Here is a 17,526-nt window from a genome sequence, read left to right on the forward strand (position 1 = left end):
GTGAACGGTACGCTGGTTCGATCAGACCGGATCAAAAATTCGGGCGTTTTCTTTGTCATCCGATAGTGCTGGTTTCGCGTAGACTTCTGTAAAGACAAGTTAGGGTACTACACGTAATGCCAGTTAAGAAAGTTGCGCTGACGCGCAAGAAAGTCGCAGTCGTCGGTGCGGGGATCAGTGGTCTGGGGGCTGCGTGGCGGCTGGCCGGGGACTGCCATGTCACGATTTTCGAAGCCGCTGCGCGGCTGGGCGGCCATGCCCGCACGAAGATGGCCGGGAAGTACGGGACGCAGCCGGTGGATACCGGGTTCATCGTGTTCAACTATGCCAACTATCCCAACCTGGCGAACCTTTTCGACGTGCTGGACGTGCCGGTGGTCAAGAGCAAGATGAGCTTTGGCGCATCGTTCCGGGATACGCGGTTCGAATACGGGCTGGACGGGGCGCAGGCGTTCTTTGCCCAGACACGCAACGTGCTGGACCCGCGCATGTGGATGATGCTGCGCGATATCCTGCGGTTCAATGCGCGGGCCGTACGCACGTCGAAGGCCTATCCCGACGCCAGCATCGGCGAACTGTTGCGGACCATGGGGCTGGGCCGGTGGTTTCGCGAGCGGTACCTGAGCCCGTTCACCGGCGCGATATGGTCGACGCCGACGGAGAAAGTGATGGATTTTCCCGCGCAGGCGCTGATCCGATTCATGGAGAACCACGCGCTGCTGGGCTATGACGGGCAGCACCAGTGGTACACCGTCGATGGAGGGTCGATCCAGTACGTGCATCGCTTGGGCAAATGGCTGGGACGCGCCGGAGTGGAGATCAGGACCAGTGCGCCGGTCGTCGCGGTTCGGCGGTCCGACGGCGGCGTCGAGCTGCGTGCGCAAGGTGGCGAGTGGGAAACATTCGACGAGGTGGTTTTCGCCACCCACGGCGATGACAGCCTGAAGATGCTGACCGACCCGACCCCCGAAGAGCAGCGCGCGCTGGGCCGGGTCAAGTATCAGCCCAATGACGTGGTACTGCATTGCGATACGTCGGTGATGCCGAAGCGTCGGGCGGTGTGGTCGTCCTGGAACTACATGGAAGGGCCGGCCAAGCGGGACGGTCAGATCGACCTGACCTACTGGATGAACAGCCTGCAGCCGATCCCGATGGACGACCCGCATTTCGTGACGCTGAACAGCACGCGGCGGATCCGGGAGGAAAAGATCTATGACAGCTGCGTGCTGCGGCATCCTGTCTACGACATGGACATGCTGCACGCGCAGGCCGAGGTGGCCCGGATCAATGGCGACAACGGGACGTGGTTTTGTGGCGCCTGGATGAAGAACGGGTTTCACGAGGACGGGTTGTCGAGCGCCTATGACGTGGCGGACGCGATCCTGGCGCGGGACAGCGCGGCGGCGGCGGCGTGAATGGGCCCGACCATATCGCGGGCCATACGTGGCATGGGCGCAAGGGCGAGGTCCGCAACGCGTTCCGGTACAGCATCGATTACGTGATGGTGGATGCGGAAGCCGCGCTGCCATCCGGCCGGGTGTTCGGGCGCAACCGGGCGGGGCTTTTCAGCCTGCGCGACCGCGACCATGGCGGCCCGCCGGGGCAGGGACGTGGTGCCGCGTGGGTGCGCGAGGTGCTGGAGGCGCACCAGTTCGCCGCGCCCGTGCGGATCGAATTGCTGGCCCAACCGCGGGTGCTGGGACATATCTTCAACCCGGTGTCTTTCTGGCTGTGTTACAACGCGGCGGATGACCTGACGGTGGTGATCGCGGAAGTGACCAACACCTATGGCGACCGGCATTCCTACCTGTGTCACCATGATGATCGCAGTCCCATCGGTCCCGAGGACCGGCTGCGGGCAAAGAAGGTGTTTCACGTCTCGCCGTTCCAGACGATCGAGGGGGAATACACCTTTCGGTTCGACATCCGGCCCGACCGGATCGGCATCTGGATCGACCTGAGCCGGGGCAAGGGCGGGGTGATCGCGACGCTGGTGGGGGACCGCAGGCCGTTGACGACCGGCGGTGTTCTGAAGGCGCTGGCGCGGCGGCCGCTGGGGTCACGCCGGGTGCTGGCGCTGATCCACTGGCAGGCGCTGAAGCTGTGGTGGAAGGGCGCGAAATTCCAGAACCGGCCCGAGCCGCCGACGCGGGAAGTGAGCCGATGAGCGACGTGGGCAAGAGGCCGCGCCTGCCGGCCTTTGCGCTGTTCGCGGCGATGCTGTCGGCGGCGGGGCTGCCGCTTTACATGCATGCGCCGAAGTTTTTCGTCGACGAGTATGGCGTGTCGCTGGCGGCACTGGGCACCGTCCTGGGGGTGCTGCGTTTGCTGGATTTCGTGCAGGACCCGCTGTTGGGGCGGGTGTCGGCGATGACGGCAGGCTATCGCGGGCTGACCGTGGTGATCGCCGGGGTGGCGATGATCGCGGGGATGCTGGGGCTGTTCGCGGTGGAGCCGATGCTGCCGCCCTTGTGGTGGTTCGCGGTGATGCTGACGCTGGTGTTCTCGGCGTTCAGTTACCTGACGATATGTTTCTACGCGCAAGGCGTGTCGGTGGCGGGCCGCATGGGCGAAGGCGGGCACCTGCGCGTGGCCCGGTGGCGCGAGACCGGGGCGCTCTTGGGCATTTGTGCCGCCGCCGTGGCCCCCGTGGCGCTGGGCGGGTACGCGGCGTTTGCCGTGGCGTTTGCCGGGCTGGGGCTGGTGGCGCTGTGGGCGATGGGGACCGAGTGGCGCGAGCAGCCGCCCGAGGAGGGCGTGACCTCGCAGATCAGCACGGTGCTGCGCGACCCGGTGGCGCGGCGGCTCTTGTTGGTGGCGCTGGCCAACTCGGCGCCGGTGGCGGTGAGCAGCACGCTGTTCCTGTTCTATGTCGAGGACAGGTTGGCGGCGCCGGGCTGGGAGGGGCCGCTGCTGTTGGTGTTCTTCCTGAGCGCGGCGGCGGCGGCGCCGATGTGGGGCAAGCTGGCCGAGGCGCACGGGCCGCGACAGGTGCTGATCTGGGCGATGGTGCTGGCCATTGCCGCCTTCGGCTTTGCCGTGATGCTGGGCGCGGGGGATGTCTGGGCCTTTGCGGTGATCTGCGTACTGACCGGCGTGGCGCTGGGGGCCGACATGACGCTGTTGCCGGCGCTGTTCGCGGATCGCATGGCGGAGGTGTCGCCGGGCGCGGCCGAGGGATTCAGCCTGTGGTCCTTCGTTTCGAAGATCACGCTGGCCATCGCGGCGGTGGGTTTGCTGCCGCTCTTGGAGTCGGTTGGCTATGCCTCGGGGCAGGAGAATTCCGACGCAGCCTTGTGGGCGCTGAGCCTGCTTTACGGGGCTGTGCCCTGTGTTTTGAAATTGGCGGCGATTGCGCTGCTGGCAACGGTGCCCGGGGGCGGGGACGCGCCCGTGGGGACCATGGTTGAAGCGGGGAGACGGAGATGATGTTCGAAGGATTTCTGATCATGTGCGGGGCGGCGCTGGCAACCGGGGTTGCGATGCTGCGCAACCGGTTCGCCGGGTTCCGGGCGCAGAGCGTCGAGGATTACGCCGATACGTTGCCGCGCTTCGACCTGCGCCAGCACCTGAACGGCGCGCTGCGCTGCGAGGGCGTGATCTACGGGCCCCTGGGGCGTGTGGCCTCGCGGTTTTCGGCGCGGTTCGATGCAAGCTGGGACGGCAACAAGGGGGTGATGGCCGAGCATTTCACCTATGACAGCGGCACGGTACAGGAGCGCGAATGGCGGCTGGAACTGGGCAATGACGGGCGCATCCGGGCCGAGGCCGATGACGTGGTCGGCACCGGGCAGGGCCGGCACGCGGGGGCGGCGGTGCAATTGTGCTATGATATTCGCCTGCCCGCCGAGGCGGGTGGTCATGTTCTGAGCGTCGAGGACTGGATGTACCTGACGCCGGGTGGAACAATTGTGAACCGCAGCCAGTTTCGCAAGTATGGGATCAAGGTCGCCGAGCTTGTGGCGACCATGCACAAGTTGGACGACACGGAAATTCAGAAAGCGGCATGATGGACTGGACTGGAAAACGCTATTGGCTGGTGGGCGCGAGCGAAGGGCTTGGCGCGGCGCTTGCGCGGAAACTGAGCGCGGTGGGGGCGGAGGTGATCCTGTCGGCCCGCAGCGAGGACCGGCTGAAAGAGGTGGCGGAGATGCTGCCGGGGCGATCCAGTATCGTGACCGTGGACGTGACCGACGAGGAAAGCGTGAAGGCGGCCGCCGAGGAGGTCGGTGAGATCGACGGCGTGGTGACGCTGGCCGGGGTCTATTGGCCGATGAAGGCGACCGAGTGGGAGCCTGAGCAGGTCACCGCCATGGCGGACGTGAATTTCACCGGCACGGTGCGGGTGCTGAACCACGTGGTGCCGAAGATGGTTGCGCGGGATCGTGGGCATATCGTCGTGACCGGCTCGCTGGTGGGCTTTCGGGGCCTGCCGGGGGCGATCGGGTATGGCGCGTCGAAGGCCGGGATCATGTCGCTGGCGCAGAGTATGCGAGCGGATCTGTGGCGCACGGGTGTGCTGGTGCAATGCGCCAATCCGGGGTTCATTCGCACGCGGCTGACCGACAAGAACGATTTCAGGATGCCGGGCCTGATGGAGCCCGAGGACGCCGCGCAGGTGATGTTCGAGCTGATGAACGACGAGAACGCGTTCGACCGGAATTTCCCCAGCTGGTTCAGCCTTGTTTTTCGCGGTGCGCGCTTCCTGCCCAACTGGCTGTATTTCCGCTTGTTTGCGTGAGATCAAGGTCGGCGCCTGTCCCGAAGGCCATATTCTTGGTAGACTCACTGCCGGAAAAGGAGGTCGGGACATGCTGGATATCAGCACTTACAAAGTCGCCCAGGTGATCCTCATGTCGCGCGAACTGGACCGCGCGGAGGGAGAGCTGAGGGCGTTCATCGAGCGGCTGGCCGAGGACGAGCAGGCCAGCCTGGTGGCGTTGATGTGGATCGGGCGCGGCAGTTTCGCGGCCGACGAGATCGAAGAGGCCAAGGCGACGGCGCGCGACGAGGCGACGACGCCCACCGCCGATTACCTGCTGGGCACGCCGCACCTGTCGGATCATCTGGAGAACGGGCTGGACGAGCTGGGCCTGTCGGCGCAGGACGACGAGGACGACCTGGTGCGCGGGGGCTGACGGTTAGCGCCGGGGTGGGTTCTCACCCACCTACGTGGTGTTGCGCCTTTGCCCGCGCGGTCCGAAAAATGTGACGGGACGCGCAAAGACCGTCCGAAAGGGCGGTTTACGTGGTATCATCCCTCCTGAAGGCGTTTCCAGGAGGGTGAAATGAAAGCATTTGTACTCGTCGCAGCCATTGTTTCGATCACGACCGCCCCTGCATTTGCGGGCAACATCGCGCCGCCGGCGGATCCTTACGTGCCGCCGCCACCCGCACCAGTTTCGGACTGGGCCGGCCCTTATGTCGGCGTGCAGCTGGGCTTTGGTGATCTTGATCTTGACGCGACTTTGCCACCTCCTGCCGGGGCGAACATTCCGCAGGTCATCAATCTTGGCGATGATGGCTTTCTTGGCGGTGTCCACGCTGGCTACAACTGGGATCGTGGCACGCTGGTTTACGGCGTCGAGGGGGATATCGACTTTACCGACATCTCTTTCAACGCGGTGGACGTGGACTCGATTGCGCGGCTGCGGCTGCGGATGGGCGTCGATGCAGGCAACGCTTTTGTCTATGGCACCGCAGGTGCGGCCCATATGAGCGGTGGCGGTGGTGGTGTCAGCCTGGATGGCTGGGGCTGGGTTGCCGGTGCCGGGGTGGATTTCAAGCTGAACGAGACGTGGGTGATGGGCGCGGACGCGCTTTACCACGAGTTCGACGACGTCTCGCCCAGTGGCAGCGTCGATGGCATGACCTATCGCGCGCGGGTGTCCTACCGGTTCTAGGGCCACGGCAAGCATAGCGAGGGTGGCGCGTGGGCTTTCGCCCACCCTACGCCTTTTGACCATGCGTCAGGCGAGGTGGTCCACGACCTGAAGGTGCTGGGCCAGCCGGTCGACCTCTGACAGCATGCGTTCCACCAGCCTGGGGTCGCTGGGCGCGGGGCTGACGCCGGCGGGGATCTCGTGGTTGGCCACGGCCTCGACCGCGAGGGAGACCGGGAAGGACACGAGCCGGGACATGGCAGTGCCGCGCGCGTCGCCCCAGGCATCCATGACAAAGGTCTTGTGCCAGACAGGGCTGCCGCCGCGTTCGGCCTTTAGGTCGACGCAGAGCACCACGCGGTCGGGATCATCCTCGCCATAGGCGTTGTCGCGCCAGAACTGGTCGGACATCTCCTTGAGCCGGGCCTCGCCTTCGGGGCCTTCGAGCGTCTCGATCTCGGCGAAGACGTCGCCCCAGGCCTCGGACCAGCCGTTGAGGCGCAGCGTGCCGCGCACGAACTCCTTGACCCGCCAGGTCGGTTCGAAGCCGTAGTCCTCGAGGAAGGGCAGGCTGTCACGGTTGGGGTAGACCTCGAACGTTTCCGGCGTGGGCAGGGGCGCGGTGTAGGTGCCGAGCGCGTCCCAGGGGCGCTGCACGTTGAGTTCCGAAAAATTGCGGATCGAGCGAGAGGGCGAGCGCAGGGCCTTGAGCACGCCCAGCGGTGACCAACTGAACTTGTAGCGGAACGGGTTGGGGTTTTTGGGGATGCCGCCGCAATAGCTGAGGAAGCTGAGATCGTTCTCGGGGTTGAACGCCGCGGAGGCGCGGTACTCGGCCATCAGGTGATGGGCCATCAGGTGATCGATGCCGGGATCGAGGCCGATCTCGTTGACCACGCTGACGCCGCGCACAAGCGCCTTGGCGTGGAGCGCGCGCATCTCGGGGGCGATGTAGGAGCTTGAGACGAAGTGTGCGCCCTTGTTGATGCACATCTCGGCGATCGGCACGTGCCAGTCGCCGGGCAACATGGACACCACGATATCGCCCTCCTGCACCTCGGCCGACAGCATGTCGAAATCGAAGGCGCGGATGCGGTTGGTGAGGTCGCCCACGGCGGCCTCGGCCTTGTCCAGCGAGCGGTTCCAGACGGTGACGTCGTGGCCCGCCTCGATCAGCCTGCGCAGCCCGGGCACGGCCGACAGGCCGGTGCCACACCAGTGGATTGTCATGTCGGTGCCCCCTTCAAACGTGCTCGCGGAAGGTCTGTTCCGTGCGCGCCCATACTCCGGCGTCCAGTTTGTCCAGTGTTTTCAAGGATGGCAAGAGTTGGCTGGCATAGTCCTGCGAGGATTCCAGCGGAAGGAGCGACGGCAGGTTGTCGATCGCCATCACATCGAGCGGGGGCGCGTCGTGCACGCGGGTCACGGGGGCGTCCCAGGTGGTGGCCTGGGAATAGACCGGCACGGGGTTGTAATCACTGTCCGGATCGCAGGCCACGTCGCCGATGACGGTCAGGCGGCGGGGGGCGGTCAGGGCCTCGCGTGGCACGAAGACGGGCGTGCCGGGGCGGGCGAAGATGCAGTTGAGGAAAAGGTTGTGCTGAAGGATGTCCGGGAAGGGGCCGCCGTGGGCGGTTTCGTCCATGTCCCACTTGGTGGTGGTGACATCCATCGCGGTGCAGAGGTCGGCCGCGCCGGTGCCGACGCGGCCAAGCGAGCCGATGACGATGGCCGAAGGGCGCTCAACGCCGGTGGCGTCGAGTGTTTCGGCCAGATCCGCGAGCAGCGCGTCCTTGTCCGGGTAGGCGGTGACGGGCCCGCAGGTCTGGCCCTGCTGCTGCGCGGCCCAGGCGAAGAGGCTGACGGCGGCGCCGGCATAGCCCGCCCAGTAGCCGAAGGCGGCAACGCGGCGGCCGTGTTCATCCACCAGGTATTCCAGGTCGTAGAGCGTGCCGCCGCCTGCCTTGAAGCGGTCCAGCAGGCGGCGGCCGGAATGCTGGCCCTTGAAGGCGTGGCCGAACATGATGTGGCGGTGCGGCAGGGGTGTGCCGTCATCGGGCAGTTCCTTGAGGCCGAAGATGATGGCGTCGCGGGGCGCGTCGGGCCATGAGTTTTGCGGCACGATGGTGGCGCCCGCGTCGGCATAGCGGTCGGTGGGGATGATGCGGTCGGGGCTGTCCTCGACGCTGACCTCGATGCCCTGCGCGATGAGGATGGCGACGCCGTCGGGCGTGAGGCCCGTGCGGTCTTCGTTGTCGCGCTGTTCGGCGCGGAGCCAGAGATGGGTCATGCGAAGTCTTTCGTCAGCAGGCCGTAGTCGCGGATGGCAGCCGCCGAGGGGCGGGCGGCCATCATGGCGCGGTGGGCCTTGATCCTGGGGAAGCGGTCTACGTCGACCTTGTCCATTTCCAGCCAGCAGCAGATGGCGAAAAGCCAGGGGTCGGCGATGGTCATCTGCTCGCCCATGACGAAGGGGGCGAGGGCGCAGTTTTCCTCGATGAACGTGCAACTGTCGGCCATGGTCCGGGGCATCTTGGCCTTCATGTCAGCGAGCGCCGCGTCGCTGTCGGCCCAGCGGATGCCGCGGGGGCCGTGGGCGTGGTTCACGTGCATTGTCGCGGCGAGGTAATAGCAGACAGAGCGCATCTGCGCGGCCTGCCACGGGTCGGCGGGCACGAGGCCTTTGTCGGGCACCTGGGCGGCGATGAATTCGGCAATGGCGCCGGTTTCCGTCAGGATGCCTTGATCGGTGACCAGAGCCGGGACGCGGCCCTTGGGGTTGAGCGCGAGGTAGTCAGGCTTGGTCTGGTCGCCGTCGGCGAAGTTGAGGGCGACGGGGGTATGGTCCAGCCCGGCCTCTTGCAGAAGCAGGCCGGTGGCGACGGAGATGGTTCCGGGGGCGTAGTAGAATTTCATGCGCGGGGTCCTTCAGACATAGGTGCGGGCATGGGCCCGGTCGGGACGGTCGAGATGCGGGATGGCATTGAAGCCCGCGACCATGAGCGTGTCGTGCACGTAGCTGAGGCGATGCATCGAGGCGTTGTTGATCTGGAGCATGACGCGGGCCATGGCGGTGTTGTCGAGGTCGAGCACGTGGCGCAGGGCCATGCCGATGACGCCGCCGGAGGTGACCAGCAGGGTACGGCCCGCGTCGGCGCATTGCTCGGTCAGCACTTCGGTGATGCGGGCGGCGAAGTCATCGAAGCTTTCGGGGACGCCGGGCAGGTCGCCGGTGGTCCAGAGGGTGATGACACGAGGCAGATGCGTGGCGAATTGCGACGGGTCGGTGGGCACCGGGATGGCGTGGGCGTCGAAGGCGGCCTGGGCGAGGGCGAAATAGCTGAGCTCGTTCAGGCGCGGATCCTGGGTGGTGACGGTGACGCCCATGTGGTGGGCGGTGTCGACCTGGCGTTGCAGCGTGCCGGTGAGGACGCGGTCAAAATGCGGGTTGGTGGCGGCGATATGCTCGCCCAGCCAGCGGGCCTGATCGGCGCCGAGGTCGGAAAGTTGGTCGTAGCCCGCTTCGTCGGTGGCGTGGCTGTTGGCCTGCCCGTGCCGCACAAGGATGAGTTCCGCCAAGGTGGATGCTTTCGTCGTTTCGGTTGGGGGCAACCTAGCGCCGGGGCGCGGGAGGGTGAAGGCCGTGGCGCGGAATATTTTGATGAGCGCATGGGGGTAGGGCGCGTGGGTTTTCACCCACCCTACGCGGTGGGTCCGTGCGTTACGCCGAGCCCCAGCTGACATCCCCCAGAAAGATGTAACCCGCGCCGTAGATCGTCTTGATCAGGCGGGGGTTCTTGGGGTCCTCGCGCAGCTTGGTGCGCAGGCGCGAGATGCGGACGTCCATGGCGCGGTCGAAGCTTTCGCCCGCTGCGCCGCCCAGGGCCTCTTGCATGGCCTGCCGCGAGATCAGGCGCTTGGGACGGTCGAGGAAAAGACGGAGGACTTCGCCTTCGGCGTGGGAAAAGGGGGTTTCCTGCCCGCTGTCGTCTTCCAGAACGTAGCGGTCGAAATGCGCGGTCCAGGGGCCGAAGCGGGCGGTGTCGCCGGTTTGCGAATTGGGCGCGTCGCGGCGCAGGCGGGCGCGGATGCGGGCCACGACCTCGGCCGGGTCGAAGGGCTTGATGATGTAGTCGTCCGCGCCCAGTTCAAGCCCCGTCACGCGGTCCTGCACCTCGGCCCGGCCCGATATGATGATGACCCGCGCGCCCTGTTCCAGTGCCAGGCGATGCACCAGGGTCAGCCCGTCGCGGTCGGGCAGGGACAGGTCGACGAGGCAGATATCGGGCGAGGTGGAGCGCAGCGCGGCCTCGAACTCGGTCGCGCGGGCGAAGGTGAGGGTGCGAAAGCCGGCCTCTTCCAGCGTTTGGGCCAGCATGGTGCGAATGGCCGGCTCGTCATCGAGGATGGTGACGAGGGGGGCGGTGTCGGTCATGGTGTCGCCCCGCCCGATAGCGCGGCGCGCAAGGCGCCGGGTTGGAACGGTTTGCGCAGCACGGGCGCGCGTTCAAGGGCCGCGGCGTGAAGCGGATCGGAGAGCGGTAGCGAGGTCATGAGCACCGCGGGCGGGTGCCGCGCCGGAAGGGCGTCGATGAGGTCGAGCCCGGTGGCCTCGCCTTCGAGGGTGATGTCGCTGAGGATGGCGGTGATCTCGGGCAGGCCGTTCAGAAGCGCCTGCGCCTCGGTCGCGCTTGTGGCCTCGATGACCTGGTGGCCGTCGGCGCGGAGCATGGCGCGGATGCTTTCGCGCAGGTCGGCGCTGTCCTCGACCAGAAGGACGAAGCCGGGGGTGTCCTCGGCGCTGACCTCGCGCAGGGGCAGGCGCAGGGTGACCTGGCCGCCGGTGTCGGTGTTGTCGATCATCACCCGCCCGCCGGCGAGCTTGGTCATGTTGTAGACCATGGTGAGGCCCAGCCCCGAGCCTTCGCCCCCCTTGGTGGTGAAGAACGGATCGAAGGCGTGGCTGCGGACGTGATCGGAAAACCCGAGGCCGGTGTCGGAGACGGCGACGTCGAGCCAGGTGTCCTGAACGGTGGTGACGGCAAGGGTGATGCGGCCCGGCGCGGCGTCCGCTTCGCCGATGGCATCGCGGGCGTTGAGCAGAAGGTTGATGAGCGAGTCCTGCAGCATGCCGGGATCGAGCAGGCAGGTGCGGGGCGCATTCTCGGCGGCGATGCTCAGCGTGATCGTTTCGGGCAGGACGGAGCGGGCGAGCGGTTCGAGATCGTGCAGGAAGGCGGGCAGGTCGGTGGCCACGGGGGTATGTTCGCGCGGGCCGGTCATGTCGGCAATGCGGTCGAGCAGTGTGCCGCCGCGCCGCGCCGCCCCAAGGGTGGCGGCGATGAGGTCCGTGGCCTCTTCGGGGAGGGACATGGATTGCAGGCGGGATTGCATGCCGAGGATGATGGTCAGCAGGTTCGAGAAATCATGCGCGAGGCCGGAGGTCAGTTGCGCAGCCATCTCGCGGCGGCGGTGCTGGCCCAATGCGGCGCGGGTCTGCGCCTCTTCGGTGATGTCCATGGACAGGATATAGACGCCGCCGGTGGCCGGATCGGGCGTGAGTGCCACGCGGATGCGGCGGGAACTGGGGGCGTGGGTGAATTCGAACACCGACGGCGCGCCGGCATAGGCGCGGTCGAGATGCGGGGCGATATTGGCGAAGGCCTCGTCCCCCAGCGCGTCGGCGGGGGCGAGGCCAACGGGGTCGGCGGTGCTGCCCGGCATGATGAGCGACAGGCGGCGGTTGGAATAGGTATAGCGCCGGTCGGGGCCGAGATGGGCGATATGGGCGGGCACCATCTCGGTCGTCAGGCGCATGCGGGCCTCGGCCTCGGAGGCCTGGCGCTGGGCCTCTTCCAGCGCGGTGATGGTGGATTCAAGCTGTCGGTTGGCCGCCGCCAGGTCGTCGGAATAGGTGACGAGGCGGTCCGACAGTTCTTCGGACCGGGCGGCGAGAAGCGCCTCCTGCTGTTTGGCGCGGGAGATGTCGGTGTAGACGGTGACCCAGCCGCCCTGAGGCAAGGGAGAGCCCTCGACGCTGATGGTGCGGCCATTGGCGCGGGTGCGTTCCATGTAGTGCGGTTTGAACGCGCGGGCGGTTTCGACCCGGTCGGCGACGAAGCGGTCGACATCGGACACTTCGCCGTAGTCGCCGCGTTCGGCCAGAAAGCGGATGGTGTCCTCGAAGTGCGCGCCGGGGGTGACCAGCCGGTCGGGCAGGTCGAACATTTCCTGGAAGCGGCGGTTGCAGACGGCGAGGTCGAGATCGGCATCGTAGATCGTCAGGGCCTGCTGGATGAGGTTGAGGCCTGCCGTGGTCATCTGCGTGGTGTCGCGCGGGCTCATGCGGGATGCTCCGTCGCCCAGGCGAGGGCGGTGTCGAGCTGGTCGTCGCCCCAGAAAAGCTCGTTGCCCACGGTGAAGCTGGGAGCGCCGAAGATGCCGCGGCGCATGGCCTCTTGGGTGGTGTCGTGCAAGCGGTGCTTGTTGGCGTCGGCCTGGGCCTTGTCGATCAGGTCGGGGGGAAGGTTGGCCGCCGAAAGGCAGGCGGCGATGACGTCGGTGTCGGCGATGTTCAGGCCTTCGGCGAACTGCATGAGGTAGACGTTCTGGCAAAAGGCGATGCCCTGGGCGTGTTCGAGCGCCAGTTGCGCGGTGCGGGCGGCGAGCACGCTGTGCTGGGGCATGGTGTCGGACCGCTTGAAGGTGAGGCCGCGGGCGGCGCAGCGACGTTCCATGTCACGCCACATGTAATTGCCCTTGGCGGCATAGATCCTGAACGGCGAAGTGTCCCAGCCCTGCGCGGCGAAGATCGGGCCGAGCAGGAAGGGGCGCCAGCGGACGGCGACCCCGGCCTCGGCCGCGCGGGCGGGCAGGCGCATGACGCTGAGATAGGAGTAGGTCGAGGCGAATTCGAACCAGAAATCCATCTGTGGTCGGGTCATCGTTGCGGTCCTCTTGCGAGAGGGGCAATCGACGGGGAAATGGCGGGTATGTCAAGAGTGGGGCTGCGTCGGGGCAAGAGATCCCGGATCAGGTCCGGGATGGCGGATGGTAAAGACCGGCGCGGCTTACGTGGCGTCTGTTACAATTCGTAAGGATTGCGCAAAGATCAGGAAAAAGTTGACGCTCAGCGTCGGCTGCGCACTCTATGGTGGATCAAGACTCGCCGCCGTGGGGCGCGGTCTGTTCGCGGGAGAGAGCGGACAAAGGGAGGACAAAATTTGGCACAGTCGTCGAGAGGCGCGGATGGGCTTTCGTCCATTCCGGCCCTTTTGCAGCGCAACGCCGCGCAGTTCGGAGCCAAGCCTGCCTACCGGGAGAAGGAATACGGGATCTGGCAAAGCTGGACCTGGGCCGAGGCGGAGCAGGAGATCGAGGCGCTGGCGCTGGGGCTGTTGACGCTTGGCGTGAACAAGGGCGATTTCGTTGCCGTTATCGGGCGCAACCGGCCCTATTTCTACTGGTCGATGGTCGCCGCGCAATCGGTGGGCGCGATCCCGGTGCCAGTCTACCAGGACAGTGCCAGCGACGAGATGGCCTATGTTCTGGACCATTGCGGCGCGCGGTTCGCCATCGTCGAGGACCAGGAGCAGGTCGACAAGATCATCGATATCCAGGATGAGCTGCACCTGTTCGAACATATCATTTATGTCGATCCCCGCGGTCTGCGGAAATACGATCATCACAAGCTGCACCAGTATAGCCACGTGCAAGAGCAGGGACGCGCGGCGCGTGAGGAATTCATTGGCGATCTGAAGGCGCGGCGGGATGCCCTGGATTACGACAGCACCTGCGTGATGCTGTATACCTCGGGGACCACCGGAAAGCCGAAGGGCGTGGTGCTGTCCAACCGCAACATCATCGAGGCGTCGAAATCGTCTTCGGAGTTCGATCACCTGACGCGGAACGAGGAGGTGCTGGCCTATCTGCCGATGGCGTGGGTGGGGGATTTCATCTTTTCCATCGGGCAGGCCTATTGGTGCGGATTCTGCGTGAACTGCCCGGAGAGCCCGGACACGATGCAGGTGGACCTGCGCGAGATCGGGCCGACATATTACTTCGCGCCGCCGCGGGTGTTCGAGACGCAGCTCACGAACGTGATGATCCGGATGGAGGATGCCAGCCGGATGAAGCAATGGCTGTTCCATACCTTCATGGAGCACGCGCGGAAGGTGGGGCCGGCGATCCTGGACGGGAAGAGCGTCAGTGGATGGGACCGACTGAAATACCGCCTCGGCGGGCTGCTGGTGTACGGGCCGTTGAAGGATACGCTGGGCTTTGGCCGGGTGCGCGTGGGCTATACTGCCGGCGAGGCGATCGGGCCGGAGATCTTCGATTTCTACCGCTCGCTGGGGATCAACCTGAAGCAGCTTTACGGCCAGACCGAGGCGTCGGTTTTCATCACGCTGCAGCCCGATGGCGAGGTCTACAGCGACACGGTGGGCGTGGCCGCGCCCGGGGTGGAGTTGAAGATCGCCGAGAGCGGCGAGGTTTTCTATCGCGGCGACGGGGTGTTCGAGGAATACTACAAGAATGCCGAGAGCACGGCGAGCACCAAGGATGCCGAGGGCTGGGTCGCGACGGGCGATGCCGGGTTCATCGACGACAAGACCGGGCATCTGAAGATCATCGACCGGGCCAAGGATGTTGGCAAGATGGCCGATGGCAGCCTGTTTGCCCCCAAATACGTGGAAAACAAGCTGAAATTCTATCCCAACATCCTCGAGGCCGTGGTGTTCGGCAATGGGCGGGAGCAGTGCACGGCCTTCATCAACATCGACCTCAATGCGGTGGGCAACTGGGCCGAGCGGAACAATATCGGCTATGCCTCCTACCAGGAGCTGGCGGGGCATCCGCGAGTGCTGGAGACGGTTAAGGAGCATGTGGAAGAGGTGAACCGGAGCTTGGCCGAGGATCCGATGCTGGCGCATTGCCAGGTGCATCGCTTCCTGGTGCTGCACAAGGAGCTGGATGCCGACGATGGCGAGATGACCCGGACGCGGAAGGTGCGGCGGGGCGTGATCTCGGAGAAGTTCGAGGAGTTGCTGGCGGCGCTTTATGACGGCTCGACGGAGAAGTTCACCACGACGGAAGTCACCTATGAGGATGGGCGCAAGGGCAGCATTTCGGCCACGCTGAAGATCGTGGATGCCGAGGTGGTGCCGGTGGCGCAGGAGAAGGTGGCGGCGGAATGACGGGACGACGCTCAGCTGCGCTTTCGCCCCGCCCGCCATCCCGTCTCGCGTTGGGAGAGTTTTGATGCTTGATCAGACCGAAGGTTACACCACCGAGGATGGCCGCAAGATTGGCGGCGTGGTGATGGAGATGAAGAACATCACGCTGCGGTTTGGCGGGGTGGTGGCGATCCAGGACATTTCGTTTGACGTGCGGGAGGGCGAGATCCGGGCGATCATCGGGCCCAATGGCGCGGGCAAATCCTCGATGCTGAACGTGATCTCGGGCTTCTACAATCCGCAGGAGGGCGAGGTCTGGTACAAGGGCGAAAAGCGCCCGCAGATGAAGCCTTACCAAGTGGCGCAGCAGGGGATTGCACGGACGTTCCAGAACATCGCCCTGTTCGAGGGGATGAGCGTGCTGGACAACGTGATGACGGGGCGCATTCGGCAGATGAAATCAGGGCTGTTTTCGCAGTCGTTTTGGAAGGGCAAGGCCGAGCGCGAGGAGGTGGAGAACCGGGCTTTCGTGGAGCGGATCATCGACTTTCTGGAGATCCAGCACATTCGCAAGACGCCGGTGGGGCGGCTGCCCTATGGGTTGAAGAAGCGGGTGGAGCTGGCGCGGGCGCTGGCGGCGGAGCCGTCGATCCTGCTGCTGGACGAGCCGATGGCGGGGATGAACGTCGAGGAGAAGGAGGACATGAGCCGCTTTGTCCTAGACGTGAATGACGAGTTCGGGACGACCATCGTGCTGATCGAGCATGACATGGGCGTGGTGATGGACCTCAGCGACCGTGTCGTGGTGATGGATTACGGCAAGAAAATCGGTGACGGCACGCCCGACGAGGTGCGCAGCAACCAGGCGGTGATCGACGCTTACCTGGGGGTGGCGCATGATTGAGGTGGGGCGCGCGTTTTCACAAGCTTTCGCAGTTAGTATGCTGCTCTGGTCTGGGTTGGCCGTTTCTGCGAATAGAGTAAGCGCGGAAGAACTTGTGGAGCATCAAACCAACGCTGCTCTGGGTGCGTTTTTTGGCGTATGTCTGAATACAGGTTTCGAACTATCTAGGGTTGAGGAACTAGCAGAGCGTCTCGATTGGAAGAAAATCGAAGCGCCGGAGTTAGAAATATTTGTTCCCGACGTAGAGGCTGAGTTTCTCGACTATTTCGGATACGCGCTTTTGACTCCAGATGAGCCACCGCTGCCTGTCGCGGCATTTTTCGGTACCAGTGCTGACCCAGACGGTAAAACCCAACACTGCTCAATGGTTTTCAAAGACGTGCTGCCCTCGGAGTTCATTGAGGCATTCGTCCAAGACACGGAAGCGCGGCTGGTAGACTCTAGTGGGGGTTACGCTGGAGAGTTTGAATTCTACTCGGTCGCCGATTTTCCGAATGATCTCGTTCTCATTGAAACTCAACCTCGGCAGCGTGGGCTTCGCATCACCCGCCTAATCAGAGGAAAAAGATAAATGCCTGATCAGTTGATTTTCGGAATGGAAGTGTTCCTGAATGGCCTGATGGCCGGGGTTCTCTATGCGCTGGTCGCGCTGGGTTTCGTGCTGATCTACAAGGCGTCGGGGATCTTCAACTATGCGCAAGGCGTGATGGCGCTGTTCGCGGCGCTGACGCTGGTGGGCATCATGGAAGGGCAGGTGCCGTTTTCGCACTTGATCAACGCGATCTTCGGCACGGAGATCCACCATTTCGGCTGGCACGTGCCGGCGCTGGCCGCGATCTTGCTGACCATGGTGGTGATGGTTGCGCTGGCCTGGGCGGTCAACACCTTCATCTTCAAGCACCTGGTGAACCAGGAGCCGATCATCCTGTTCATGGCGACGATCGGCCTTGCCTATTTCCTCGAAGGGTTCGGGGACATGATGTGGGGATCGGATATCAAGACGATGGATGTGGGCCTGCCGCAGGGGATCAACGAGGTGATCGACGAGACCACGGCGGGATGGTTCGGATACGGCTTTTTCATCGACAACCTGGACATCGTGGCGACGGTGATCGCGGCCGCGCTGGTGTTCACGCTGATCGTGTTCGCGCAATACACCAAGCAGGGCCGCGCGATGCGGGCGGTGGCGGATGACCACCAGGCGGCGCTGTCGGTGGGCATTTCGTTGAACTTCATCTGGGTGATGGTGTGGTCACTGGCCGGGTTCGTCGCGCTGGTCGCGGGGATCATGTGGGGCACCAAGTCGGGCGTGCAGTTCTCGTTGTCGCTGATCGCGCTGAAGGCGTTGCCGGTGCTGATGCTGGGCGGCTTCACCTCGATCCCCGGGGCCATCGTGGGCGGTTTGCTGATCGGCGTCGGAGAGAAGCTGTTCGAATTCGCCATTGGCGCGCCCTACCTGGGCGGGGCGACGGAGATCTGGTTTGCCTATGTGCTGGCGCTGATCTTCCTGGTGTTCCGGCCGCAGGGCCTGTTCGGCGAGAAGATCATCGAGAGGGTGTGAGCC

18 protein-coding genes are annotated in these 17,526 nt (G+C 64.9%); 11 read left to right on the top strand and 7 right to left on the bottom strand.

Features of this window, described 5'->3' with window-relative positions; translation table 11 throughout:
- Window positions 1-116: 116 nt before the first annotated feature.
- The 7 genes from PVV74_RS08865 to PVV74_RS08895 all read left to right on the top strand — a co-directional run bounded on the left by PVV74_RS08865 (window position 117) and on the right by PVV74_RS08895 (window position 5,903).
- Entirely contained in the window at window positions 117-1,415 is a 1,299-nt protein-coding gene (locus PVV74_RS08865; protein ID WP_274592924.1) for an NAD(P)/FAD-dependent oxidoreductase, read from the top strand.
- Window positions 1,412-2,167, top strand: coding sequence for a DUF1365 domain-containing protein (locus tag PVV74_RS08870; protein ID WP_103762862.1), 756 nt, complete (start codon window positions 1,412-1,414; stop codon window positions 2,165-2,167). Before PVV74_RS08865 ends, PVV74_RS08870 begins: the two co-directional genes overlap by 4 nt.
- Window positions 2,164-3,429: an MFS transporter gene (locus PVV74_RS08875; protein WP_274592925.1), complete on the top strand. Its 1,266-nt coding sequence runs from the start codon at window positions 2,164-2,166 to the stop codon at window positions 3,427-3,429. The genes PVV74_RS08870 and PVV74_RS08875 overlap by 4 nt, the downstream gene beginning before the upstream one ends.
- Window positions 3,429-4,010: a DUF3833 domain-containing protein gene (locus tag PVV74_RS08880; protein ID WP_421998544.1), complete on the top strand. Its 582-nt coding sequence runs from the start codon at window positions 3,429-3,431 to the stop codon at window positions 4,008-4,010. Before PVV74_RS08875 ends, PVV74_RS08880 begins: the two co-directional genes overlap by 1 nt.
- A complete protein-coding gene (locus tag PVV74_RS08885; RefSeq protein WP_274592927.1) occupies window positions 4,007-4,741 on the top strand; it encodes an SDR family NAD(P)-dependent oxidoreductase in 735 nt (244 codons plus the stop codon). Before PVV74_RS08880 ends, PVV74_RS08885 begins: the two co-directional genes overlap by 4 nt.
- A 70-nt stretch (window positions 4,742-4,811) precedes the next feature.
- Entirely contained in the window at window positions 4,812-5,138 is a 327-nt protein-coding gene (locus PVV74_RS08890; RefSeq protein WP_103762865.1) for a DUF3775 domain-containing protein, read from the top strand.
- 150 nt (window positions 5,139-5,288) lie between these two features.
- Window positions 5,289-5,903 (top strand): outer membrane protein, encoded by a 615-nt coding sequence (locus PVV74_RS08895; protein ID WP_274592928.1) that lies wholly within the window; start codon window positions 5,289-5,291, stop codon window positions 5,901-5,903.
- 66 nt (window positions 5,904-5,969) lie between these two features.
- Here PVV74_RS08895 and PVV74_RS08900 read toward each other — a convergent pair whose 3' ends face one another.
- The 7 genes from PVV74_RS08900 to PVV74_RS08930 form a co-directional block, all read right to left on the bottom strand.
- Window positions 5,970-7,112 (bottom strand): saccharopine dehydrogenase family protein, encoded by a 1,143-nt coding sequence (locus tag PVV74_RS08900; protein WP_274592929.1) that lies wholly within the window; start codon window positions 7,110-7,112, stop codon window positions 5,970-5,972.
- Between the two features lie 13 nt (window positions 7,113-7,125).
- A complete protein-coding gene (locus PVV74_RS08905) occupies window positions 7,126-8,172 on the bottom strand; it encodes a saccharopine dehydrogenase (protein WP_274592930.1) in 1,047 nt (348 codons plus the stop codon).
- Window positions 8,169-8,798, bottom strand: a complete 630-nt coding sequence (locus PVV74_RS08910) for a glutathione S-transferase family protein (protein WP_103762869.1) — start codon at window positions 8,796-8,798, stop codon at window positions 8,169-8,171. The genes PVV74_RS08905 and PVV74_RS08910 overlap by 4 nt, the downstream gene beginning before the upstream one ends.
- Window positions 8,799-8,810: 12 nt before the next feature.
- On the bottom strand, window positions 8,811-9,461 hold the full coding sequence (locus PVV74_RS08915) for a histidine phosphatase family protein (RefSeq protein WP_274592931.1): 651 nt from the start codon (window positions 9,459-9,461) through the stop codon (window positions 8,811-8,813).
- 142 nt (window positions 9,462-9,603) lie between these two features.
- Window positions 9,604-10,317, bottom strand: a complete 714-nt coding sequence (locus PVV74_RS08920; protein WP_274592932.1) for a response regulator transcription factor — start codon at window positions 10,315-10,317, stop codon at window positions 9,604-9,606.
- On the bottom strand, window positions 10,314-12,227 hold the full coding sequence (locus PVV74_RS08925) for a PAS-domain containing protein (RefSeq protein ID WP_274592933.1): 1,914 nt from the start codon (window positions 12,225-12,227) through the stop codon (window positions 10,314-10,316). Before PVV74_RS08925 ends, PVV74_RS08920 begins: the two co-directional genes overlap by 4 nt.
- A complete protein-coding gene (locus PVV74_RS08930) occupies window positions 12,224-12,826 on the bottom strand; it encodes a 2-hydroxychromene-2-carboxylate isomerase (protein WP_103762872.1) in 603 nt (200 codons plus the stop codon). The genes PVV74_RS08925 and PVV74_RS08930 overlap by 4 nt, the downstream gene beginning before the upstream one ends.
- 279 nt (window positions 12,827-13,105) lie before the next feature.
- Between PVV74_RS08930 and PVV74_RS08935 the strand changes: the two genes are divergently transcribed.
- The 4 genes from PVV74_RS08935 to PVV74_RS08950 all read left to right on the top strand — a co-directional run bounded on the left by PVV74_RS08935 (window position 13,106) and on the right by PVV74_RS08950 (window position 17,523).
- Window positions 13,106-15,079 carry an AMP-binding protein gene (locus tag PVV74_RS08935; protein ID WP_103762873.1) on the top strand — a complete coding sequence of 658 codons (1,974 nt, stop codon included), beginning with the start codon at window positions 13,106-13,108 and terminating at the stop codon, window positions 15,077-15,079.
- Window positions 15,080-15,143: 64 nt separating this feature from the next.
- Complete coding sequence (locus tag PVV74_RS08940) at window positions 15,144-15,962, top strand: ABC transporter ATP-binding protein (protein ID WP_103762874.1); 819 nt, start codon at window positions 15,144-15,146, stop codon at window positions 15,960-15,962.
- Window positions 15,955-16,533, top strand: a complete 579-nt coding sequence (locus PVV74_RS08945) for a hypothetical protein (protein WP_274592934.1) — start codon at window positions 15,955-15,957, stop codon at window positions 16,531-16,533. Before PVV74_RS08940 ends, PVV74_RS08945 begins: the two co-directional genes overlap by 8 nt.
- Complete coding sequence (locus PVV74_RS08950) at window positions 16,534-17,523, top strand: branched-chain amino acid ABC transporter permease (protein WP_103762875.1); 990 nt, start codon at window positions 16,534-16,536, stop codon at window positions 17,521-17,523.
- The last annotated feature ends 3 nt before the right edge of the window (window positions 17,524-17,526 follow it).

The organism is Roseovarius sp. SK2, assembly GCF_028807495.1.
In the GTDB taxonomy this organism is placed as follows: Bacteria; Pseudomonadota; Alphaproteobacteria; order Rhodobacterales; family Rhodobacteraceae; genus Roseovarius; species Roseovarius confluentis.

What these genes read in the sequence shown, in the direction of transcription:
- PVV74_RS08865 (WP_274592924.1), top strand. Translation starts at nt 117, where the DNA reads ATGCCAGTTAAGAAAGTTGCGCTGACGCGCAAGAAAGTCGCAGTCGTC.
- PVV74_RS08875 (WP_274592925.1), top strand. Translation starts at nt 2,164, where the DNA reads ATGAGCGACGTGGGCAAGAGGCCGCGCCTGCCGGCCTTTGCGCTGTTC.
- PVV74_RS08880 (WP_421998544.1), top strand. Translation starts at nt 3,429, where the DNA reads ATGTTCGAAGGATTTCTGATCATGTGCGGGGCGGCGCTGGCAACCGGG.
- PVV74_RS08885 (WP_274592927.1), top strand. Translation starts at nt 4,007, where the DNA reads ATGATGGACTGGACTGGAAAACGCTATTGGCTGGTGGGCGCGAGCGAA.
- PVV74_RS08890 (WP_103762865.1), top strand. Translation starts at nt 4,812, where the DNA reads ATGCTGGATATCAGCACTTACAAAGTCGCCCAGGTGATCCTCATGTCG.
- PVV74_RS08895 (WP_274592928.1), top strand. Translation starts at nt 5,289, where the DNA reads ATGAAAGCATTTGTACTCGTCGCAGCCATTGTTTCGATCACGACCGCC.
- PVV74_RS08900 (WP_274592929.1), bottom strand. Translation starts at nt 7,112, where the DNA reads ATGACAATCCACTGGTGTGGCACCGGCCTGTCGGCCGTGCCCGGGCTG.
- PVV74_RS08905 (WP_274592930.1), bottom strand. Translation starts at nt 8,172, where the DNA reads ATGACCCATCTCTGGCTCCGCGCCGAACAGCGCGACAACGAAGACCGC.
- PVV74_RS08910 (WP_103762869.1), bottom strand. Translation starts at nt 8,798, where the DNA reads ATGAAATTCTACTACGCCCCCGGAACCATCTCCGTCGCCACCGGCCTG.
- PVV74_RS08920 (WP_274592932.1), bottom strand. Translation starts at nt 10,317, where the DNA reads ATGACCGACACCGCCCCCCTCGTCACCATCCTCGATGACGAGCCGGCC.
- PVV74_RS08925 (WP_274592933.1), bottom strand. Translation starts at nt 12,227, where the DNA reads ATGAGCCCGCGCGACACCACGCAGATGACCACGGCAGGCCTCAACCTC.
- PVV74_RS08930 (WP_103762872.1), bottom strand. Translation starts at nt 12,826, where the DNA reads ATGACCCGACCACAGATGGATTTCTGGTTCGAATTCGCCTCGACCTAC.
- PVV74_RS08940 (WP_103762874.1), top strand. Translation starts at nt 15,144, where the DNA reads ATGCTTGATCAGACCGAAGGTTACACCACCGAGGATGGCCGCAAGATT.
- PVV74_RS08945 (WP_274592934.1), top strand. Translation starts at nt 15,955, where the DNA reads ATGATTGAGGTGGGGCGCGCGTTTTCACAAGCTTTCGCAGTTAGTATG.
- PVV74_RS08950 (WP_103762875.1), top strand. Translation starts at nt 16,534, where the DNA reads ATGCCTGATCAGTTGATTTTCGGAATGGAAGTGTTCCTGAATGGCCTG.